This is a genomic window from Mesorhizobium sp. WSM4821 (assembly GCF_055901555.1).
Map to the genome: position 1 here is coordinate 707,550 of NZ_CM148371.1, position 21,034 is coordinate 728,583.

The window sequence follows — 21,034 nt, forward strand, 5'->3', positions numbered from 1 at the left end:
TAAACCTTGGGCCAACTCCCTCAAATCATCTCCAGACCACGCTTTCGGGTCGGCGGCGGGAAGGCGCGGTCGATGTCGGCGAAATCTTCCGGGGTGAGCCTGATATCCAACGCAGCGACATTCTGGCGGACATGCTCCTGTTTGCTGGCCTTCGGAATGGCGATGACACCTGGCTGCGCCATCACCCAGGCAAGTGCGATTTGCGCCGCCGTGGCACCGTGGCGGGCGGCGACGGCTTCGAGCCTGGCGTTGCGCGCCAATACGCCCTGGTCTACCGGCGAATATGCCATCAGCGGAATGCCGCGCTGCCGGCTCCAGGGCGCAAGGTCGAATTCGGGGCCGCGCTGGGACAGATTGTAGAGGATCTGGTTGGTCCGAACGCTGTCGCCGGCCGGCAGGCCGACCAGCGCCTCCATCTCATGGGTGTCGAAATTGCTGACGCCCCAGTGGCGGATCTTGCCGGCCTTTTTCAACGCCTCGAAGGCATCGACCGTTTCCGCCAGCGGTACGCTGCCGGGCCAATGCAGCAGATAGAGATCGATGCGGTCGGTGCGCAGATGCCCAAGGCTTCTGCCGCAGGCCGCCGGCACGCCGGTGCGCGAGGCGTTGGACGGCAGCACCTTGGAGACCAGGAACACCTCGTCGCGGCGCCCGGCAATGGCATCGGCCACCACCTCCTCGGCGCTGCCGCTGGCGTACATCTCTGCTGTGTCGATCAGCGTCATGCCGAGGTCGAGCCCGAGCTTCAGGGCGTTGACCTCATCGGCATGATGGCGAGCGTCCTCGCCCATTTTCCAGGTGCCTTGACCGAGCACGGGAACGGCTTCGCCCGTGGGCAAGGTGGTGGTTCTTATCGTTGACGGCATGGCGTGCTCCAGTCGAGACCCGGATGGCATCACACCCTTCGGGAGAAATCCAGATGAAAGTCCTTCCCTCCCGCGGACCGCTTGATGTCTATTTCACCGGGTGGGCGGCGAGCCAATCCTGCATCCGCTTGATCTCGGCTTCCTGCGCCGCGATGACCGCTTCGGCCAGCTTGCGCATCTCCGGGTCCTTGCCGTTGGCGAGTTCGACCTTGGCCATGTCGATGGCCGCCTGATGGTGCGGGATCATGCCACGGGCGAAATCGACATCGGCATTGCCCGAATATTCTATCGCCATCATGTCGGTGTGCATCTTTTCCATTGCCGCCTTGTAGTCGTCGGTCGAAGGACTTTGCGCGCTCATCGCGGCCATGTCGTGCTGCATCTCCTGGGCTTGCGACGGGATGCTTTCGAGGAAAACGGCGAGCAGCATGCCCGCCGCCATCAGCAGCAGCACGATCTTCTTGGCCAAGGTCATCGATGATCTCCTTCTTGAGCGAATTTCCTATCTGGGGATCTGGCTCAGAGTTTCAACGTCCTCAGCCGCAACGCGTTGGATATGACCGAAACCGACGACAGGCTCATCGCCGCCGCCGCGATCATCGGCGACAGCAGCGTGCCGGTGAGCGGATAGAGCACGCCGGCGGCGACCGGCACGCCAAGCACGTTGTAGAGGAAGGCGAAGAACAGGTTCTGGCGGATGTTGCGGATCGTCGCCTGAGCGAGCGTGCGGGCCCGCACGATGCCGTTGAGATCGCCCTTGACCAGCGTGATCCCGGCGCTTTCGACCGCGACGTCGGCGCCGGTGCCCATGGCGATGCCGACATCGGCGGCGGCCAGCGCCGGCGCGTCGTTGACGCCGTCGCCGGCCATGGCGACGCGGCCGCCGCTGGCGCGCAACGTCTCGATCAGCGTGCTCTTCTGTTCCGGCAGCAGGCCGGCACGCACCTCGTCGATGCCGAGTTTGCTTGCGATGGCTTTCGCCGTGCGTTCGTTGTCGCCGGTCGCCATGATGATCTTCATCCCGCGGTCGTGCAGCGCCTTGATCGCCTCTGCCGTCGTCGCCTTGACCGGGTCGGCGACGGCGACGATGCCGGCCAGTCCCCTGCCGACGGCGATAAACATTACGGTCTTGCCCTCGGTCTGCAACGCCTCGGCGCTGGTGGAGATGGAGGCGATGTCGACGCCGAGATCGGCCATCATGGCGGCGTTGCCGAGCGCGACCTTCTTGCCCGACACCGTGCCGGAAACGCCCTTGCCGGTGACCGCCTCGAAATCACCGACGTCGGGAATCCTCACCCCGCGTTCACGGGCGCCGTCGACGATCGCCTCGGCCAGCGGATGCTCCGAACCTTTTTCCAGGCCGGCGGCAAGTGCCAAGAGATCGTCCTGCGTCATGTCTTGGGCCGCGACGACATCGGTCAATCTCGGCCGGCCTTCGGTCAACGTGCCGGTCTTGTCGACGATCAGCGTGTCGACCGAGGCAAAGCGTTCGAGCGCCTCCGCGTCCTTGATCAGCACGCCGGCATGCGCGCCGCGCCCTGTGGCGGTCATGATCGACATCGGCGTGGCAAGACCCAGCGCGCAAGGACAGGCGATGATCAGCACCGAGACCGCCGAGACGACGGCAAAGATCAGGCTGGGTTGCGGCCCGAAGATCGCCCAAGCGATGAACGCAACGATCGCAACCACCACGACGGCGGGGACGAAATAGAACGAAACGCGGTCGGCAAGGGCCTGGATCGGCGCGCGCGAACGCTGCGCCTTGGCCACGAGTTCGACGATCCGCGCCAGCATGGTTTCGGCGCCAATCCTCTCGGCGCGCATGATCAGCGAACCGTTCTTGTTGAGCGTGCCGCCGGTGAGCGGATCGCCTTGCGTCTTTTCGACCGGCAGCGGCTCGCCCGTTATCATCGATTCGTCGACGGAAGACCGGCCTTCCAGCACGACGCCGTCGACCGGCACGGCATCGCCGGGGCGGATGCGCAGGCGATCGCCGGCCTTGACCGTGTCGAGCGGCACGTCGTCTTCGGAACCGTCCTCGCCGATCAGCCGCGCGGTCTTCGGCGCGAGATCGAGCAGCGCGCGGATCGCAGAGCCGGTTTTTTCACGGGCGCGCAGTTCCAGCACCTGGCCGAGAAAAACCAGAGCCACGATGACGGCGGCCGCCTCGAAATAGACCGGCACCGTGCCCTCATGACCGCGGAACTGGTGCGGGAATAGCTCCGGGAACAGCGTGGCGACGACGCTGTAGAGATAGGCGGCGCCAACGCCGAGCGAGATCAGGGTCCACATGTTGGGGCTGCGGTTGAGAACCGAATCCCAACCGCGATGGAAGAAGGGAAATGCCGCCCATACCACAACAGGGCTGGCCAGCGCCATTTCCAGCCAGACCTTCGCCGAATCGCCGATGAAGGCGCTGAACGTCAGGCCGAGCATCGGCCCCATGGCGAAGATCAGCAACGGCACGGACAGCACGGCACTCACCCAGAAGCGCCTGGTGAAATCGACCAGTTCGGGGTTCGGGCCTTCTTCGCCGGTCGGCACGCCCATCGGCTCCAGCGCCATGCCGCAGATCGGGCAGGCGCCGGGCTTGTCGCGGATGATTTCGGGATGCATCGGGCAGGTGTATTGCGTGCCTTTCGGCATCACCTGCGGCTCCGGCCGGTCGCCAAGATATTTTGCCGGCTCCGCCTCGAATTTCGCCTTGCAACCGGCCGAGCAGAAATAGAAGCCCTGGCCTTCATGCCGGGAAAAGTGCTTTGCCGTGGCGCGGTCGACGCTCATGCCGCAGACAGGGTCGGTGGCGGTAAGATACTGTTCCGGCCCGGCCGCGAATTTCGAAAGGCAGCGCTCGCTGCAGAAATGATAGAGATGGCCGCCATGCTCGGCTGTCGGCTTGCCGGCGGCCGGATCGACGGTCATGCCGCAGACCGGATCGCGAATGACGGCGCCCGCGACGGATGGGGCAGCTTTCGCCGAACAGCAGGAACCTTGTGCGTGGGCGTGTTGATCGTGGTCGGAATGCGTCATGCGGAATGCCTCTATCTCGATGCTGAGGCGGAGGTAGTGCTTCCAGTAACTGGAAGGTCAAGGGCCAAATTCGTTTTTCGTACCGTGAGCGCGATGCTGAACGGCTCAGGCGGAAAATCCCGCATGCAACCGTACTAGAATATTACGATGCTCCCTCCTGCTATCGCATTGATCTTGCTCAAAACGAAATGTCAGGTCATCGAGCTCCCCCGGCTGCGGCAGGAGGCGAGCATCGCATTCGATTGCCGTGGAGAGCGTGGCCGTCCGCCCCATACCCAGCGCCGCGAAAACGCGCTATAGACGCCGCCGAAACGGCGAGGCTGAACGGAATTTATGGCAAGAATATCCCTGAAGCTCGATGAACTGATCGACGGCGACGCCTTGCGCCGCGAAATGACCGCACTGACCGCGGCCACGGCAGGCGACGGCTCCAGCAAGGCTGCGCGCGCCGGCGTACTCAAGCTTCTCAAGGGCAGGCTGGCCGCCGGCCGCACCACCGCCGAACGCATGCTGATGGACGACGGCAGCGGCACCGCCTGCGCCGCCCGGCTGTCGCATCTCATGGACGAGATTATCCGGGCGCTCTACGATTTCGCCGCCAGCCATGTCTATCGCGTGAAAAACCCGTCATCGGCCGAACGCATGGCCGTCGTCGCGGTCGGCGGCTATGGCCGCGGCACGCTGGCGCCGGGATCCGACATCGACCTCCTGTTCCTGCTGCCCTACAAGCAGACGCCCTGGGGCGAGCAGATCGTCGAATACATGCTCTACATGCTGTGGGACCTGGGGCTGAAGGTCGGTCACGCCACGCGCAACATCGACGAATGCCTGCGGCTGTCGCGCACCGACATCACCATCCGCACCTCGATCCTGGAAGCGCGTTTCCTGTGGGGCGAAGAGAAGCTCTATGACGAGCTGCTGCAGCGTTTCGACCACGAGGTGGTGCGCACCACCGGACCCGAATATGTGCAGGCCAAGCTCGCCGAACGCGACGAGCGCCATGCCAAGGCCGGCGAAAGCCGCTACCTGGTCGAACCCAACGTCAAGGACGGCAAGGGCGGCCTGCGCGACCTGCAGACGCTGTTTTGGATCGGCAAGTATTTCTACCGGGTGCGCACCGGCGAGGAACTGGTCGACAAGGGCGTCTTCACCGGCACCGAGTACCGGGAATTCCGGAAGGCCGAGGACTTCCTGTGGGCGGTGCGCTGCCACATGCATTTCCTCACCGGCAAGGCCGAGGAACGGCTGCATTTCGACATTCAGCGCGAGATCGCCGAACGGCTGGGCTACACCACACATCCGGGCCTTTCGGCGGTCGAGCGCTTCATGAAGCATTACTTCCTCGTCGCCAAGGATGTCGGGGATCTCACCCGCATCTTCTGCGCCGCGCTCGAGGAGGAGCAGGCCAAGCATGTGCCGGGCTTCAACCGCATCTTCCTGACCTTCTCGCGCCGCAAGCGCAAGCTTGCCGGCACGTCCGATTTCATTGTCGACAACCATCGCATCAACATCGCCGACGACCTGGTGTTCGAGCGCGATCCGGTCAATCTCCTGAGGCTGTTCTGGTTCGCCGACAAGCACGGCTTGGAGTTCCACCCCGATGCGCTGAAGCTTCTGACCCGTTCGCTCGGCCTCGTAGGCAAGGCGCTGCGGCGCGACGAGGAAGCCAACCGGCTGTTCCTCGACATACTGACCTCGGACCGCAACGCCGAACTCAATCTCAGGCGCATGAACGAGGCGGGACTGCTGGGGAAGCTGATCCCGGATTTCGGCAAGATCGTCGCCATGATGCAGTTCTCGATGTACCACCACTACACGGTGGACGAGCACCTGATCCGCTGCATCGGCGTGCTGGCCGAGATCGAGCGCGGCGACGGCGAAAAGATCCACCCGCTCGCCCACTCGCTGATGCCGGGGCTGAAGAAAAGCCGTGAGGCGCTCTATGTCGCGGTGCTTCTGCACGACATAGCCAAGGGGCGGCCGGAAGACCATTCCGAAGTGGGCGCCCGGATCGCGCGGCGGATCTGCCCGCATATGGGGCTCTCGGCGGCCGACACCGAAACGGTCGCCTGGCTGGTCGAGAACCATCTCGACATGTCGATGACGGCGCAGACCCGCGATCTCAACGATCGCAAGACGATCGAGGATTTCGCCGCAATCGTGCAGTCGGTCGAACGGCTGAAGTTGCTGCTCGTCCTGACCGTCTGCGATATCAGAGGTGTCGGGCCGGGCGTCTGGAACGGCTGGAAGGGGCAATTGCTACGCACGCTCTACTACGAGACCGAATTGCTGCTGACCGGCGGGTTCTCGGAAGTGTCGCGCGCAAAGCGGACGGCAGCGGCGCGCGAGCTGTTGGCCGAGTCGCTCACCGATTGGCCGGAAAAGGCTCGCAAGCGCTATGCCGGCAAGCATTATGAGAATTACCTGCTGACGGTCGATCTCGCCGACCAGCTTCGCCATGCCGAATTCATCCGCGAGGCGGATCAAGCGGGCAAGAAGCTCGCCACCATGATCAAGACCCACCAGTTCGAGGCGGTGACCGAGATCACCGTGCTGGCGCAGGACCATCCCCGGCTGCTTTCGGTCATTGCCGGAGCCTGCGTGGCGGCCGGCGGCAACATCGTCGACGCGCAGATCTTCACCACCTCCGACGGCCGCGCGCTGGACACCATCCTGATCTCGAGGGAATTCGACCTCGACGAGGACGAGCGCCGCCGCGCCGAGCGCGTCGGCCGCCTGATCGAGGACGTGCTGTCGGGCAAGAGCTGGCTGCCGGAGATGATCGAAAAGCGGACCAAGCCGCGGCGCGGCGCCAAGGTCTTCCGCATCCAGCCCCGCGCCGAAATCCGCAACACGCTGTCGAACCGGTTCTCGGTGATCGAGATCGAGGGGCTGGATCGGCCGGGCCTGCTGTCCGAGATCACCGGAGCGTTATCCGACCTGTCGCTCGACATCGCCTCGGCGCACATCACCACCTTCGGCGAAAAGGTCATCGATACCTTCTATGTCACCGATCTCACCGGCCAGAAGATCGACAGCCCGACGCGCATCACCGCCATTCACAACAGGCTGATCGCGGCCCTTGAGGGCACCGTGCCCGAGCGCGGCGGCAAGGCCAAGGCCGCCGCCGAGTGAACGCCGTCCTCGATTTGTCCCAATCACCCAGGCAGTCTCCGCACCGATGAGCCTTGTCAAGAAATTCGCGACGGTCGCTTCCGGCACGCTGATGAGCCGCGCCCTCGGCTTCGCCCGCGAGATGCTGATGGCGGCGGCCCTGGGCACCGGGCCGATCGCCGACGCCTTCAACGCCGCTTTCCAGTTTCCCAACACCTTTCGCCGGCTGTTTGCCGAAGGCGCCTTCAACGCCGCCTTCGTGCCGCTCTTCGCCAAGGAGATCGAAACCCACGGCACCGACGGCGCCAAGCGCTTTTCCGAAGAGGTGTTCGGCGTGCTGTTCACGGCGCTGCTGGCGCTGACCATCGCCATGGAACTGGCGATGCCGCTGATCGTGCGCTACCTGGTGGCGCCGGGCTTTGCCGACTCGCCGGGAAAGTTCGAGATGACGGTCGGGCTTGCGACCATCATGTTCCCCTACCTGATCTGCATGTCGCTCGGCGCCATGATGGCCGGCATGCTGAATTCGCTGCGCCGCTATTTCGCCGCCGCGGTGGCGCCGGTGTTCCTCAACATCATCCTGATCGGCGTGCTCGCCTATGCCTGGTACCAGGGATCGGACGCGCGCGCCGTCGGCTTCGCGCTGGCCTGGGGCGTGCTGGCGGCCGGGCTGGTGCAACTGGCGATCGTCTGGGTGGCGGTGCGCCATGCCGGCATCTCGATCGGCTTTCGCCGGCCAAGGATGACGGCCAACGTCAAGCGGCTGCTGGTGCTGGCGCTGCCGGCGGCGATCACAGGCGGCATCACCCAGATCAACCAGGTGATCGGCACGGCGATCGCCTCGACGCAGGACAGCGCGGTGTCGTCGCTCGCCTATGCCGATCGCATCTACCAGCTGCCGCTCGGCGTCGTCGGCATCGCCGTCGCCATCGTGCTTCTGCCCGAACTGTCGCGGGCGCTGAAGTCAGGCAATCTGGTCGAAGCGGCCAATCTGCAGAACCGGTCGGTGGAGTTCACCCTGTTCCTGACCTTGCCGGCGGCGGCGGCGCTGCTGGTCATGTCCGAGCCGATCGTGCGGCTGGTCTATGAGCGCGGGGCGTTTGCCGCCAACGGCTCGACGCCAGGCGTGGCGGCGATCCTGGCGATCTTCGGCCTCGGCTTGCCGGCCTTCGTGCTGATCAAGGCGTTCACCCCAGGCTATTTCGCCCGCGAGGATACGCGCACGCCGATGATCTTCGCCGCCATCTCGGTGGCGGTGAACGTCACCACCGCGCTGACGCTGTTTCCGTCGATGGGCGCGCCGGGCATCGCCGTCGCCTCCGCCGTCGCCGGCTGGGTCAATGCGCTGATGCTGCTCGGCGTGCTGATCCGGCGCGGCCATTGGGGCCGCGACGCGCCGCTCATGAAACGCATCCCACGGCTAGTGCTGTCGGCGGCGGTCATGGGGGCGGCGCTCTATTTTGCCGAGAACTGGCTCGCCACCCAACTTGCCTCGGGCTCGCCGCTGGCGATCAAGGCGACGACGCTTCTTGCTCTGGTCGCCGGCGGGACGTTGCTCTACTTCGTCGCAGCCTTCGCCACCGGCGGCGCCGATTTCGGCATGATCCGGCGTAATATCAGGCGGAAGGGGTCGCCGCCTGTCGGGGAACAGTCTCCGGATCCGTAAGCCGAAGGCCGAGGATGAGGGGCAGCGCGCGCCTGAAGCGATTACCCCGGGTAAGTTTCAACTTGACTTGACGGCAGTTATGCTAGGAATTTATTCATGGTGCTGAGTTGCGCCAACGACCCGCCGGTGAGGCGGTTATTCATTCCGGGCTTCGGCAAACAGGCTTTCCCCGGCGTTTTGCCAAGCTGGGGCCGAAGCCTTCCTGTCCATCCCACAGCCTCTTGATCCTCTTCTCCGTCTCGTCCATAAGCGCGCCGTCGAAAGACTTTCGCCGCGCGCGAAACGGCCCTCCACAAGCCATGGGGACATCATGACCGCCTTCAAGCCTCTCGTTTTTTCCGGCGTCCAGCCGACCGGCAATCTGCATCTTGGCAACTATCTCGGCGCCATCAAGAAATTCGTCGCGCTGCAGGAGACCTCCGATTGCATATATTGCGTCGTCGATCTGCATTCGCTGACGGCGCAGCTCGTGCATGACGATCTCAAGGACCAGACGCGCGCCATCACCGCGGCGTTTCTCGCCTCCGGCATCGACCCGAAGAAGCACATCGTCTTCAACCAGTCGCGGGTCATGCAGCACGCCGAGCTTGCCTGGATCTTCAACTGCGTGGCGCGCATCGGCTGGATGAACCGGATGACGCAGTTCAAGGACAAGGCCGGCAAGGACCGCGAGAATGCCTCGCTCGGGCTCTTGGCCTATCCGAGCCTGATGGCTGCCGACATCCTGCTCTATCGCGCCACCCACGTCCCGGTGGGTGAGGACCAGAAGCAGCATCTGGAGCTGACACGCGACATCGCCCAGAAATTCAACAACGACTTTTCCGACCGCATCGCCGGCCTTGGCGTTGGCGTCGAGATGAAGGTCGGCGAGGAGACGGTGAACGGCTACTTCCCGCTGACCGAGCCGATCATCGGCGGACCGGCGGCGCGCATCATGAGCTTGCGCGACGGCTCGAAAAAGATGTCGAAATCGGACCCGTCGGACCTGTCGCGCATCAATTTGACCGACGATGCCGAGACGATCTCGAAGAAGATCCGCAAGGCCAAGACCGACCCCGAGGCGTTGCCAGCGGAGTTGGACGGCCTTGCCGGCCGGCCCGAGGCGGAAAACCTCGTCGGCATCTATGCGGGTCTGGCCGAGATCTCGAAGGAAGCGGTGCTGAAAGAGTTCGGCGGCCAGCAGTTCTCGGTGTTCAAGCCGGCATTGGCCGACCTCGCCGTGGAAAGACTGGCGCCGGTCGCCGGCGAGATGCGCCGCATTTCCGACGACCGCGCCTATGTCGACGCGGTGCTCAGGGATGGCGGCGAGCGCGCCGGCGCCCTGGCCGAGGCGACGATGAAGACCGTGCGCGACATCATCGGCCTGCTGCAGGGCTGATTTGCTACACCGGGGCAATCGCTTCAGACAAGGCTAGCGCTTGACCGGCCAAATTGTCGAAGTCGGCGCCGCCCCTCATCCGCCTGCCGGTACCTTCTCCCCGTATAGTGACGGGGAGAAGAGGCTGGCCGCAACCTCGGCACGTTTTCTACAACGCTGGAGATTGGCGAAATCCTTTGCGAAAGCGTCTTTCTCCCCGTCACTATGCGGGGAGAAATGCCCGGCAGGGCAATGAGCGACTATCTGTGGTGTCAAGTTGCATTGGCGAACTCTTTGCGCGCATCGCGTGCTTTTGCATTGAGAATGACAAGGAGTTTGCGCGCCAGCGCCATGCGGATGACCATTTTGGGTTTGCCAGCCTGTTGCAACCTTTCGGCGAAAGCTTGCAGATGAGGATCGTACCTGGCGACGTGTCGGGCAATGATAAAGAGAATGCCACGCGGTCCGGCGCGGCCGCCCCGAATATTACGATGCCCCTCGCGTTTGCCGCTATCGTTGGCGATGGGAGACAGGCCCACCAGTTTGGCGATGGCCTTGTTGGAAACGATGCCGATCTCGGGCACTTCCGCCAGCAGACGGGCAACGGTGCGGTCTGCCAGACCCTTGAAGAAGCGGAACGTCTCGTCGAGCTTGGCCCACAACGGATCGTCGTCAATCAGCGAAGCGATCTCGCCAGCCAGCCGCTTCTCTTCGCGCTTGAGGCAGGTCAGCACCGTGGAGAGACTGGCCAGCGTCTCGGTGTCGGTGGTGGCGCTCTTGCGCTGCTTGTTGATGGTGATGTCGCTGGTGACCTGGGAAAGCCTGGAAACCAGGGTGCTCAACCGTTGCTGCGCGGCACTGGGCGGCGATGTCGGCGCGATCTGCTTGACCGCCGCGAAATAGGCGATCACGGCGGCATCGATGCGATCGGTCTTTTCCAGGATACCCATCGCTTCGGCGAAACGGCGCACGTTGCGGGGGTTGACGATCCCACAAGGCAGGCCCTTTGCCCAAAGCCAAATAAAGGCCAGCCGCTCATAACCGCCTGTGGCCTCCATGACCGCGAGCTCGACGCGATGGCTACGGCAAAACACCAGCAACTCCTCCAGGCCCGTCGCGTCGTTGGCGAAGCGGGCGAACGCGCCGCCTGGCCGGACATGCGCGTCCAGCCAATCTTTCGAAACATCAACTCCACAAATGATCCTGTTCACGGTAACCTGCCTTGTTCGTGCGATTGGAGCCGAGCGACTATTCGGTCGTGCGTGACAAAGGCGAAGATCCCAAGCTCATTGACGGTTGTAACCGGAGGGGCAGCGGGCGACTTCGCCAAGCCTCGGGTCGGATGGCCATCCGGCTCGAGGCTCAGTCGCTTCAATCGCACAAAAATCATCTCGTGCAGATACAAGGGGCAGCGCAGACTGAAACGAATGAACCAGCATCGCCACACCCGCCGGTCGCTTGCGGCCGGGCTGTGGCGGTGGCAGATTGCGACCGAAACCATCGAGGTAGAATATGGTCTCCAAACGCCTCAGCCGCGAAGCCGGCCATCGCCGCAAGTTCCTGGCGATCATCGACGATACGCCCGAATGCGAGCGGGCCGTCGCCTACGCCTCGAAACGCGCGCAGAGCACCAGCGGCGTGCTGGTGCTGCTCTATGTGATCGAACCGGACGATTTCCAGCATTGGCTGGGCGTCGAGAAGATCATGCGCGAGGAAGCCAACGCCACCGCGCGGGCCGCACTTGACGCATACGCCAACAAGGTGCGCCAGAAGCTCGGCATCGAGCCGGAGCTGGTGGTGCGCGAAGGCAAGCCGACGGAAGAGATCCACAAACTGATCGAGGAAGACCAGGACATCGCCATCCTCGTGCTGGCGGCCGGCGCCGGCAAGGAAGGGCCGGGGCCGCTGGTCGGCGCGGTCGCGGGCAAGGGCGCCGCCTTCCCCATCCCGGTGACGGTGGTGCCGCAGAACCTGTCCGACGAAGAAATCGACAGCCTCGCCTGAGGTGTGATGATATTCAGGTGAGACCGGCCTGACCTGACTCTCACACAGATCAAGGGGGCATCGTAGAATCCCTAGCAAAACATTCCGCCAGCCAGCCATTCCCGGGATGCCTTTCGCTTGAATGTCCTGCCGATAAGGCCTATTTAGAATTATTCCAAACTGTCTGCCCGAATGGGCACGGAGACGGCCATGTTCATCCAGACCGAATCGACGCCAAATCCGGCGACATTGAAGTTCCTGCCCGGCAAGGAAGTGCTTGTCGAAGGCACCGCCGATTTCCGCGATGCCGACAGCGCCGCTGCCGCCTCGCCGCTGGCCGGCCGGCTGTTCGAGATCCCGGGCGTCACCGGCGTCTTCTTCGGCTATGATTTCGTCACCGTGACCAAGGACGGCCCCGACTGGCAGCATCTGAAGCCGGCGATCCTCGGCGCCATCATGGAACATTTCATGTCCGGCGCGCCTGTCATGGCCAAGGCCGGCCCCGCCGCCGAGACCAGCCAGACCGGCGAATTCTACGACAAGGCCGACGAGGAACTGGTCATCACCATCAAGGAGCTGCTAGACACGCGGGTGCGCCCGGCCGTCGCCCAGGACGGTGGCGACATCACCTTCCGCGGCTTCGAGAACGGCACCGTGTTCCTCCATATGAAGGGCGCCTGCGCCGGCTGCCCGTCATCGACGGCGACGCTGAAGCACGGCATCCAGAACCTTTTGCGGCATTTCGTGCCCGAGGTGCAGCAGGTCGAACAGGTCTCCTAATTTAGAGACTCGGCTCCAACATCAATCGCCTTCCAGAGAAAACAAAAAACCGGGCCAAAGTGCCCGGTTTTCTGTTTGCGACGTCTATTTGTTGCCTAGACGGTCCGCGCATGATTCCTTTTACAAAACGATGACCTTGGCGCCGACCGACGTGCGGTCGTAAAGGTCGATGATATCCTGGTTCATCAGCCGGATGCAGCCCGACGACATCGCCTTGCCGATCGAGTTCCACTCCGGGCTGCCATGCAGGCGGTAGCCCGAATCGCCGCCCTTGTTGAACAGATACAGGGCGCGCGCGCCGAGTGGGTTGGTCAATCCCGGCTCCATGCCGCCGGCAAATTTGGCGAGCTCCGGCTGACGCCTGATCATCGCCGCAGGCGGCGTCCAGGTCGGCCATTCGCGCTTTACCGCGATACGGGCGGTGCCGCGCCATTCAAAACCCTCGCGGCCGACGCCGATGCCGTAACGCATCGCCTCGCCACCGCCCATGACGTAGTACAGAAACTTGTTCTGCGTATCGACGACGATGGTACCCGGCTTTTCATCGGTGTCGTAGTTCACCACCTGCCGACGGTATTTAAACGGCACCTTTTCGATTGGAATGCGGGGCAATTGATAGCCCGCGTCGGTCACCGCGCCATAGTTGTTGGTGAAAATTCGCGAGCCGATGGTGCTGCAACCAGCGATAGCAGCCGACAACGCAAAGGCAGCGACGGTTGCAAATGGCTTCATGCGCATAAAAATGTTCGATGCCCCGCCAAATAGTGCGGCACGTTACGGCCGCTTTGTCGCCATTATTCATGCTGGCATTTGCTTTGCTTGCCAAGCGCGCGATGTCTATATGCAGGGGCTTGCGTGCGGTAAGTCCGCAACTGTGGCTTTTCGGCAACGGCCGTCGCAGGATTGTGAAGCAAAATCAATGGGGCGGTCCGCCAGACCGCCAGACGTCGAGGAACCGCCATGAATGTCGGAGAAGCCGCCCACCGTTCCGGCCTGCCGGCCAAGACCATTCGCTACTACGAGGAGATCGGCCTGATCCGACCGCAGCGCGCCGGCAACGGCTACCGCGACTATTGCGGCGACGACATCCACCGGCTGGCTTTTCTGCGCCGCGCGCGCAATCTCGGCTTTTCTATCGACGATTGCCGCCAGCTGATGGCGCTCTACGAGGATCGCGGCCGCGCCAGCCATGACGTGCGCGAGATCGCCGCCGCGCATGTGAAGGCAATCGAGGAGAAGGTGCGCGAGCTATGGTCGATGCGCTCGACGCTGCAGAAGCTGATCCACGCCTGCCACGGCGACGAGAGGCCGGACTGCCCGATCCTGGACGATATTGCGGGGGCTGCGGAGGCTGGCGACAAGAGCGCTTCGGCGCGGGTGTGAAAGACTGCGCGGCGGCATTTGGCGCCGTCCTTGATGTTTTTCTAGGAGGGTATCGATGATTTCAACGACCGTCGAACTGCGCACTGTCGAGGGCACTCAGGCGGCCATGGGCTGGGCCGGCGGGCACACGATCGTCGTCGACCGGCCTGAGGGAAAGGCCGGAGGGCTGGGACTCGGCTTCAATGGCGCCCAGTTGCTGGCGCTGGCGATCGGCGGATGCTTCTGCAACGACCTTCGCTATGTCGCCGAGGAGATGGGCGTGAAGGTCGGAAACATCGCCGTCACCGTTACGGTGAATCTCGAAGGCACGCCCTTGCTGGCAACCTCGGCAACGATGACGGTTTCCTGCGAGACACTGGACGGCTCCGATCCCCGGAAAATCATCGACAAGGCCGAGGCGATCACCGCGGTCAGCAATTCGCTGCGCCAGGGCGTGCCGGTGGCGATCGAGATGGCGCGGGTTCGGAATGCATGATTGCCGGACAACGGCTGTAGGGCTAGCGGCCACCCCAACATTCTGCAAAGCCGTAACAGGCGGCCCTTACGACCCCGGCGGGCGGTACCGGATCGACTTCGCCTTGCCAAGCGCTTGCATCGTCTCTTCGACGCTCAGGAGAACGGTGGTCTCGCACGAGCTGAGCGCTCCTCCCGCACCAATGGCGAGCACGACAGATGCCATCGACACGTTGTCTGGCGCCTCCCACAGATTCCAGCCATCGTGCTCCCCGAAGGCGTACCAGAACCCGTGCAGCTTTCCGCCGACCGATTCGATGTAGGTGCGGGCCGCCTCGCGTCTATCTTCGGGGTTTTCGATCAGGCGCGCCCAGGTTTCGGGCGTATAGCTGAATTTAGTGAGATACATCGGCATGGTTCATCTCCTCCCAGAGTTGCCCCTACGAACACAATTAAGCGCCCCAATCCGGGAGAAGGCGAGTCATTTCCGAGGCGTCGTGCCGGCTTAGTTGCGGTATCGCTAATGGACGTGCTTCAATGCGCCTTTCCTCACGGAGTAGTGTCAATGGCAGCCTATCTTATTGCCGATGTGGACATAACCGACGCCGCGGTTTTCGAGGAATACCGCCGGGATGTACCGGCAGCTCGTGGCGGAGCCACCAAAGTGCTGGAAGGCGACTGGGAACCCTCATCGCCTGGTCATTGTCGAGTTCCCGGACATGGCTCCCTCATGGCATGGTACGACTCTGCGGAATACAGCCGGCTCAAAGCCATCCGCGAACGCTGCGCAAAGACGAGGAGCATTGCTCTGGAGGCATGATGCCCGGGGGTTAAAGGCAGGGTTTGTCAACCGTATAATCCCCCGCCAAAAAAGAGTTCAAACCGTGAACAAAATCTGGCATGGTGCGGTCATGCCCATCATCTCGCCTATCCCAGTCAATCCCCTGATCGACGGTCGCCAGTCGGAGCGCGCCATACTGGTGCGGCGCGGCGTGCAGCGGCTGCTCAGGGAGATGGGCGCGCATGTGCTGCCCGAACTATCGCTGGCGACCGGGCGCCGCGCCGATCTCGTCGCGCTGACCCGGCAGGGCGACATCTGGATCATCGAGATCAAATCCTCGATCGAGGACTTCAGGGTCGACCGCAAATGGCCGGACTATCGGCTGCATTCCGACCGCTTCTTCTTCGCCACCCATCCCGGTGTGCCCTCGGAGATCTTTCCGCAGGAATGCGGGTTTATTCTTTCCGACGGCTATGGCGCCGAAATCCTGCGCGACGCGCCCGAGCACCGCATGGCGGCGGCGACGCGCAAGGCGCTGATGCTGAGGATCGCGCGGGCGGGTGCGGCGCGGCTGCTGGCGGCGGAACTGGCCGGCGTGGCGGTGCCGGCGCTGGACGGGGAGAGCGAGTAGGGTTTTCGGATCTCCTTGTAACCTTCGACGTTTGCGCCGCCCCTCATCTGCCTGCCGGCATCTTCTCCCCGTATAGTGACGGGGAGAAGGGGCTTGGCCGCAACCTCGGCTCACTTTCTGCAACGCTGGAGATTGGCGAAATCCTCTGCGAAGGCGTCTTTCTCCCCGTCACTATACGGGGAGAAATGCCCGGCAGGGCAATGAGCGACTATCTGTGGTGTCAAGTTGCATTGGCGAACTCTTTGCGCGCATCGCGTGCTTTTGCATTGAGAATGACAAGGAGTTTGCGCGCCAGCGCCATGCGGATGACCATTTTGGGTTTGCCAGCCTGTTGCAACCTTTCGGCGAAAGCTTGCAGATGAGGATCGTACCTGGCGACGTGTCGGGCAATGATAAAGAGAATGCCACGCGGTCCGGCGCGGCCGCCCCGAATATTACGATGCCCCTCGCGTTTGCCGCTATCGTTGGCGATGGGAGACAGGCCCACCAGTTTGGCGATGGCCTTGTTGGAAACGATGCCGATCTCGGGCACTTCCGCCAGCAGACGGGCAACGGTGCGGTCTGCCAGACCCTTGAAGAAGCGGAACGTCTCGTCGAGCTTGGCCCACAACGGATCGTCGTCAATCAGCGAAGCGATCTCGCCAGCCAGCCGCTTCTCTTCGCGCTTGAGGCAGGTCAGCACCGTGGAGAGACTGGCCAGCGTCTCGGTGTCGGTGGTGGCGCTCTTGCGCTGCTTGTTGATGGTGATGTCGCTGGTGACCTGGGAAAGCCTGGAAACCAGGGTGCTCAACCGTTGCTGCGCGGCACTGGGCGGCGATGTCGGCGCGATCTGCTTGACCGCCGCGAAATAGGCGATCACGGCGGCATCGATGCGATCGGTCTTTTCCAGGATACCCATCGCTTCGGCGAAACGGCGCACGTTGCGGGGGTTGACGATCCCACAAGGCAGGCCCTTTGCCCAAAGCCAAATAAAGGCCAGCCGCTCATAACCGCCTGTGGCCTCCATGACCGCGAGCTCGACGCGATGGCTACGGCAAAACACCAGCAACTCCTCCAGGCCCGTCGCGTCGTTGGCGAAGCGGGCGAACGCGCCGCCTGGCCGGACATGCGCGTCCAGCCAATCTTTCGAAACATCAACTCCACAAATGATCCTGTTCACGGTAACCTGCCTTGTTCGTGCGATTGGAGCCGAGCGACTATTCGGTCGTGCGTGACAAAGGCGAAGATCCCAAGCTCATTGACGGTTGTAACCGGAGGGGCAGCGGGCGACTTCGCCAAGCCTCGGGTCGGATGGCCATCCGGCTCGAGGCTCAGTCGCTTCAATCGCACAAAAATCATCTCGTGCAGATACAAGGGGCGGCGCGACGTTTGTCGGCTGCCTCCAAACGGCGCCGATCGGCCGCTCTATTCTTCGTCCTCTTCCCCATTCGCGGCCGGCGCCATCAGCAGCACGGCGGCGCCGAGGAGGGCGGCGATGACGGATCCGGCGAGGATGCCGACCTTGACCGCGTCCTGCAGCTCGACGTTGCTGGCGAAGGCGAGCAGGCCGATGAACAGGCTCATGGTGAAGCCGATGCCGCAGAGCAGCGAAATGCCGACCATATGCAGCCAGGTGGCATTGACCGGCAGATCGGCAAGGCCGAGCCGGATGGCAAGTGCGGAGGAGCCGAACACGCCGACCAGCTTGCCGACGACGAGGCCGGCCGCGACGCCGAGCGTCAGCGGCTCGACCAAGGTGGCGGCGCTCAGGCCGGCGAGCGAAACGCCGGCATTGGCAAAGCCGAAGATCGGGATGACGAGAAAAGGCACGATGTTGTGCAGGCCATGCTCGAGCCGATGCAGCGGCGAATGGTCGAGATCGTGGCTGATGCCCGGCGTGATCTTCAGGGGTATGGTGAGGGCCAGCGCCACGCCGGCCAGCGTGGCATGTACGCCGGATTTCAGCACCAGAACCCACAGGACGACACCAAGCACGAGATAGGGCAGCAAGGTCAGCACCTGCATGCGGTTGAGGACGACGAGCAGAGCGATGACGGCCAAGGCGGCGCCGAGATAGGCGAGCGACAGGTCGCTTGTGTAGAACATCGCGATGATAATGACGGCGCCGAGGTCGTCGATGATAGCGAGCGCGGTGAGGAATACCTTCAGCGACCCCGGCACACGGCTGCCGAGCAGCGACAGCACGCCGAGCGCAAACGCGATGTCGGTGGCGGTCGGGATCGCCCAGCCGGACAGAGCGGCCGGGTTGTCGCGGTTGATGGCGACATAGACGAGGGCCGGCACAAGCATGCCGCCGGCGGCGGCGATGCCTGGCAGCGCGCGACGCGGCCAGGTCGAGAGCTGTCCGTCCAGCATCTCGCGCTTGATCTCCAGGCCGACCAGCAGGAAGAACACGGCCATCAGGCCGTCATTGATCCAGTGCGATACGCTGAGCGGTCCCAGATAGGCGTGAAGGGCATCGAAATAGGCCTGGGACAGCGGCGAATTGGCGACGATCAGGGCCAGTGCCGCGGCTGCCATCAGGACGATGCCGCCTGCCGCCTCGCTGGCGAGGAACTCGCGAAAAATGGAGATCGGCCGCTGCTTCTGGTCCTGCATGTCGTCTCCGCCATGTCCCCGGTCGGACGGAATCACTTCGCAGGATGATGCGCAAACGCCGGCAATGAGGCAAGCATCGGCCGGTGCTCTCCTTCCGAGCGTTGGCGCTGCCCCTCACCTGCCTGCCGGCATCCTCTCCCCGTATAGTGATGGGGAGAGGGGCGCTCTCATCGCCGATTTCGCCAATCTCCAGCGTTGCAAGAAGGGCGCCGAGGCCGCGGCCATCTCCTTCTCCCCGTCACTATACGGGGAGAAGTGCCCGGCAGGGCGATGAGGGGCGGCGCCGACTTGGATAATTGGTGGTATCCGCCTGGAAACTCTCATTGGTCCGAAGCGATTGCCCTGCGGATTTAGCGATATCAGCGCGGCGCGCGCTTGGCGAGTATCCGCTGCAGCGTGCGGCGGTGCATGTTGAGCCGGCGCGCGGTCTCGGAGACGTTGCGGTCGCACATTTCGTAGACGCGCTGGATGTGCTCCCAGCGCACGCGATCAGCCGACATCGGATTTTCGGGCGGTGCGGCGCGTTCGCCCGCGGTGCGGGTGAGTGCGGCGAAAATGTCGTCGGCATCGGCCGGCTTCGACAGATAGTCGATGGCTCCCAGCTTCACCGCCGTCACCGCGGTGGCGATGTTGCCGTAGCCGGTGAGGATGATGGCGCGGGCGTCTTCGCGCTTCTCGCGGATGGCGGCGACGACGTCGAGGCCGTTGCCGTCGGCGAGCCGCATGTCGACCACCGCATAGGCGGGCGGATTGGCGCGCGCCTTGGCCACCGCCTCCTCGACGCTCTCGGCCGTCTCGACCATGAAACCCCTGGTTTCCATGGCCCGGGCAAGCCGGGTGAGGAACGGCTTGTCGTCGTCGACGATCAACAGCGAGGTGTCCTCGCCTTCAACCATTGCGCCAATCGTTTCGTCGCCGTTCATCGTCTCTGGAATTCCTGCTGCCTGATTTTTACGCAGATATAGTTTTGGAGCGCTATTGTCCAATTTTTACAGCCTCCGGCAGGCTCTCACGCCGTGTCGAACATGGTGGGCGAAGCCGATTCAGGATTGAGGAAGACGCCGCGCGGCCACGATATCTGCACGACGGCGCCCTCGCCCAGCCCGCTCGAATTGCGGAAATCGAGCGTCGCGCCGGAGCGTTCCAGCAAGGTCTTGGCGATGAAAAGGCCAAGGCCCAGGCCGCCGCCGGCCTCGGTGCCCTGGCGCGTCGACATATAGGGCTCGCCGATGCGGTCGATGATTTCGGCAGGGAAGCCCGGTCCATCGTCGATGATCGAGAAGGTGACGGTGGCCTCGTTCCAGCTCCAGCGCACGGTGACGGCCTTGCGGGCGAAGTCGACCGCGTTCTCGACCAGATTGCCGAGGCCGTAGATGACGCCGGGATTGCGCCGCCCGACCGGCTCGGGGCCGATGCGGTCGCCGGGGCGAAGCTTGATCGAGATGCCGAAATCCCGGTGCGGGGCCGTCACCTCCTCGACCAGCGAGGTCAGCGGCAGGCGCGAAAGATGCGCCTCGCCCTCGGAAGACAGGCTGGTCAGGCGCTTGAGGATTTCACGGCAACGCTCGCTCTGCGAGCGCAGCAGCGTCACGTCCTCGCCGTATTTCGGATCGTTGCGGAGCGCCTTCTCCATCTCCTTGGCGACAAGCGTGATGGTGGCAAGCGGCGTGCCGAGTTCATGGGCGGCGGCGGCGGCGAGGCCGTCCAGCGCCGACAGATGCTGCTCGCGCTGCAGCACCAGCTCGGTGGCGGCAAGCGCGTTGGCGAGCAGCCGCGCTTCCTCGGCCACGCGGAAGGCGTAGATCGCGGTGAAGGCGATCGAGGAAAACACCGCCATCCACATGCCGGCGACATAGATGAACGGCATCTCCAGCGGCGCGCCCTCATACCAGGGCAGCGGCAGGTGGAAGAAGACCAGCAGGGTCGCCGCCACCATAACCAGCGCGCCGAGGATGGCGGTCAGGCGCAGCGGCAGCGACGTCGCCGAGATGACCACGGGCACGGTCACCAGCACCGAAAACGGATTGGTGAGGCCGCCGGTCATGTAGAGCAGACCGGCAAGCTGCAGGCTGTCGAAGGTCAGGATGGCGAAAGCCGGCAGCGGGGTCAGCCGATGCGCCGCCGGATAACGGAAGGTCAGCAGCAGGTTCATCCAGGCCGAGCAGGCGATCAGCGCGAAGCAGAGGCTGACGGGCAGCGGGAACTTCAGCCCATAGGCAACGACCAGAACCGTCAGGCTCTGGCCGACAATGGCAAGCCAGCGCAGCCTGATCAGCGTGTTGAGGCGCAGCCGCTGGCTTTGCTGGAAATCGGGCGCCCGCAGGATGTTTATCATGGCCAAGGATTATAGCCGGGAAAGGAAAAGCGGTAGATGTTTCTGTCTTCTGGTTCG

19 protein-coding genes are annotated in these 21,034 nt (G+C 63.6%); 9 read left to right on the plus strand and 10 right to left on the minus strand.

Annotation, left to right across the window (positions count from 1 at the left end; genetic code table 11):
• Nucleotides 1–20 precede the first annotated feature (20 nt).
• From AC0NID_RS03200 to AC0NID_RS03210, 3 genes are all read right to left on the minus strand, one after another.
• The gene (locus AC0NID_RS03200; RefSeq protein ID WP_473450760.1) at nucleotides 21–866 is read right to left on the minus strand and encodes an aldo/keto reductase; all 846 of its coding nucleotides are present in this window, start codon (nucleotides 864–866) and stop codon (nucleotides 21–23) included.
• Between the two features lie 88 nt (nucleotides 867–954).
• Nucleotides 955–1,341 (minus strand): CopM family metallochaperone, encoded by a 387-nt coding sequence (copM, locus tag AC0NID_RS03205; protein ID WP_473450762.1) that lies wholly within the window; start codon nucleotides 1,339–1,341, stop codon nucleotides 955–957.
• Between the two features lie 44 nt (nucleotides 1,342–1,385).
• Nucleotides 1,386–3,896, minus strand: a complete 2,511-nt coding sequence (locus tag AC0NID_RS03210) for a heavy metal translocating P-type ATPase (RefSeq protein WP_473450764.1) — start codon at nucleotides 3,894–3,896, stop codon at nucleotides 1,386–1,388.
• A 333-nt stretch (nucleotides 3,897–4,229) separates the two neighbouring features.
• Between AC0NID_RS03210 and AC0NID_RS03215 the strand changes: the two genes are divergently transcribed.
• The 3 genes from AC0NID_RS03215 (at nucleotide 4,230) to trpS (ending at nucleotide 10,054) form a co-directional block, all read left to right on the plus strand.
• On the plus strand, nucleotides 4,230–7,031 hold the full coding sequence (locus AC0NID_RS03215) for a [protein-PII] uridylyltransferase (RefSeq protein ID WP_473450766.1): 2,802 nt from the start codon (nucleotides 4,230–4,232) through the stop codon (nucleotides 7,029–7,031).
• 46 nt (nucleotides 7,032–7,077) lie between these two features.
• Nucleotides 7,078–8,676 carry a murein biosynthesis integral membrane protein MurJ gene (gene murJ / locus AC0NID_RS03220; RefSeq protein ID WP_473450768.1) on the plus strand — a complete coding sequence of 533 codons (1,599 nt, stop codon included), beginning with the start codon at nucleotides 7,078–7,080 and terminating at the stop codon, nucleotides 8,674–8,676.
• 310 nt (nucleotides 8,677–8,986) lie between these two features.
• On the plus strand, nucleotides 8,987–10,054 hold the full coding sequence (gene trpS, locus AC0NID_RS03225) for a tryptophan--tRNA ligase (protein WP_473450769.1): 1,068 nt from the start codon (nucleotides 8,987–8,989) through the stop codon (nucleotides 10,052–10,054).
• 251 nt (nucleotides 10,055–10,305) lie between these two features.
• Here the strand turns inward: trpS and AC0NID_RS03230 are convergent, their stop codons facing one another.
• Nucleotides 10,306–11,244, minus strand: coding sequence for an IS110 family RNA-guided transposase (locus AC0NID_RS03230; RefSeq protein ID WP_473450771.1), 939 nt, complete (start codon nucleotides 11,242–11,244; stop codon nucleotides 10,306–10,308).
• 301 nt (nucleotides 11,245–11,545) lie between these two features.
• Between AC0NID_RS03230 and AC0NID_RS03235 the strand changes: the two genes are divergently transcribed.
• Together AC0NID_RS03235 and AC0NID_RS03240 are read left to right on the plus strand one after the other, a co-directional pair.
• Nucleotides 11,546–12,037 carry a universal stress protein gene (locus AC0NID_RS03235; RefSeq protein ID WP_473522220.1) on the plus strand — a complete coding sequence of 164 codons (492 nt, stop codon included), beginning with the start codon at nucleotides 11,546–11,548 and terminating at the stop codon, nucleotides 12,035–12,037.
• Between the two features lie 189 nt (nucleotides 12,038–12,226).
• Entirely contained in the window at nucleotides 12,227–12,796 is a 570-nt protein-coding gene (locus tag AC0NID_RS03240; RefSeq protein ID WP_145721860.1) for a NifU family protein, read from the plus strand.
• A gap of 120 nt (nucleotides 12,797–12,916) precedes the next feature.
• Here AC0NID_RS03240 and AC0NID_RS03245 read toward each other — a convergent pair whose 3' ends face one another.
• Nucleotides 12,917–13,534: a L,D-transpeptidase gene (locus AC0NID_RS03245; protein WP_473522219.1), complete on the minus strand. Its 618-nt coding sequence runs from the start codon at nucleotides 13,532–13,534 to the stop codon at nucleotides 12,917–12,919.
• Between the two features lie 222 nt (nucleotides 13,535–13,756).
• On the opposite strand from AC0NID_RS03245, the gene cueR reads away from it, so the two are divergent.
• Nucleotides 13,757–14,179: a Cu(I)-responsive transcriptional regulator gene (gene cueR / locus AC0NID_RS03250; RefSeq protein ID WP_473522218.1), complete on the plus strand. Its 423-nt coding sequence runs from the start codon at nucleotides 13,757–13,759 to the stop codon at nucleotides 14,177–14,179.
• Between the two features lie 55 nt (nucleotides 14,180–14,234).
• Nucleotides 14,235–14,654 carry an OsmC family protein gene (locus AC0NID_RS03255; protein WP_473522217.1) on the plus strand — a complete coding sequence of 140 codons (420 nt, stop codon included), beginning with the start codon at nucleotides 14,235–14,237 and terminating at the stop codon, nucleotides 14,652–14,654.
• Between the two features lie 66 nt (nucleotides 14,655–14,720).
• On the opposite strand, the gene AC0NID_RS03260 is transcribed toward AC0NID_RS03255, so the two are convergent.
• Nucleotides 14,721–15,047: a GYD domain-containing protein gene (locus tag AC0NID_RS03260; RefSeq protein ID WP_473522216.1), complete on the minus strand. Its 327-nt coding sequence runs from the start codon at nucleotides 15,045–15,047 to the stop codon at nucleotides 14,721–14,723.
• A 150-nt stretch (nucleotides 15,048–15,197) separates the two neighbouring features.
• Between AC0NID_RS03260 and AC0NID_RS03265 the strand changes: the two genes are divergently transcribed.
• Together AC0NID_RS03265 and AC0NID_RS03270 are read left to right on the plus strand one after the other, a co-directional pair.
• On the plus strand, nucleotides 15,198–15,452 hold the full coding sequence (locus tag AC0NID_RS03265; protein ID WP_473522215.1) for a DUF1330 domain-containing protein: 255 nt from the start codon (nucleotides 15,198–15,200) through the stop codon (nucleotides 15,450–15,452).
• Nucleotides 15,453–15,543: 91 nt separating this feature from the next.
• A complete protein-coding gene (locus AC0NID_RS03270) occupies nucleotides 15,544–16,044 on the plus strand; it encodes an MmcB family DNA repair protein (RefSeq protein ID WP_473522229.1) in 501 nt (166 codons plus the stop codon).
• Nucleotides 16,045–16,264: 220 nt separating this feature from the next.
• Here AC0NID_RS03270 and AC0NID_RS03275 read toward each other — a convergent pair whose 3' ends face one another.
• From AC0NID_RS03275 to AC0NID_RS03290, 4 genes are all read right to left on the minus strand, one after another.
• Nucleotides 16,265–17,203, minus strand: a complete 939-nt coding sequence (locus tag AC0NID_RS03275; protein WP_473450771.1) for an IS110 family RNA-guided transposase — start codon at nucleotides 17,201–17,203, stop codon at nucleotides 16,265–16,267.
• Nucleotides 17,204–17,448: 245 nt separating this feature from the next.
• The gene (gene nhaA, locus AC0NID_RS03280) at nucleotides 17,449–18,642 is read right to left on the minus strand and encodes a Na+/H+ antiporter NhaA (RefSeq protein WP_473450773.1); all 1,194 of its coding nucleotides are present in this window, start codon (nucleotides 18,640–18,642) and stop codon (nucleotides 17,449–17,451) included.
• A gap of 359 nt (nucleotides 18,643–19,001) precedes the next feature.
• Entirely contained in the window at nucleotides 19,002–19,565 is a 564-nt protein-coding gene (locus AC0NID_RS03285) for an ActR/PrrA/RegA family redox response regulator transcription factor (RefSeq protein WP_473450775.1), read from the minus strand.
• A gap of 86 nt (nucleotides 19,566–19,651) precedes the next feature.
• Complete coding sequence (locus tag AC0NID_RS03290) at nucleotides 19,652–20,977, minus strand: ActS/PrrB/RegB family redox-sensitive histidine kinase (protein WP_473451483.1); 1,326 nt, start codon at nucleotides 20,975–20,977, stop codon at nucleotides 19,652–19,654.
• Between the last annotated feature and the right edge of the window lie 57 nt (nucleotides 20,978–21,034).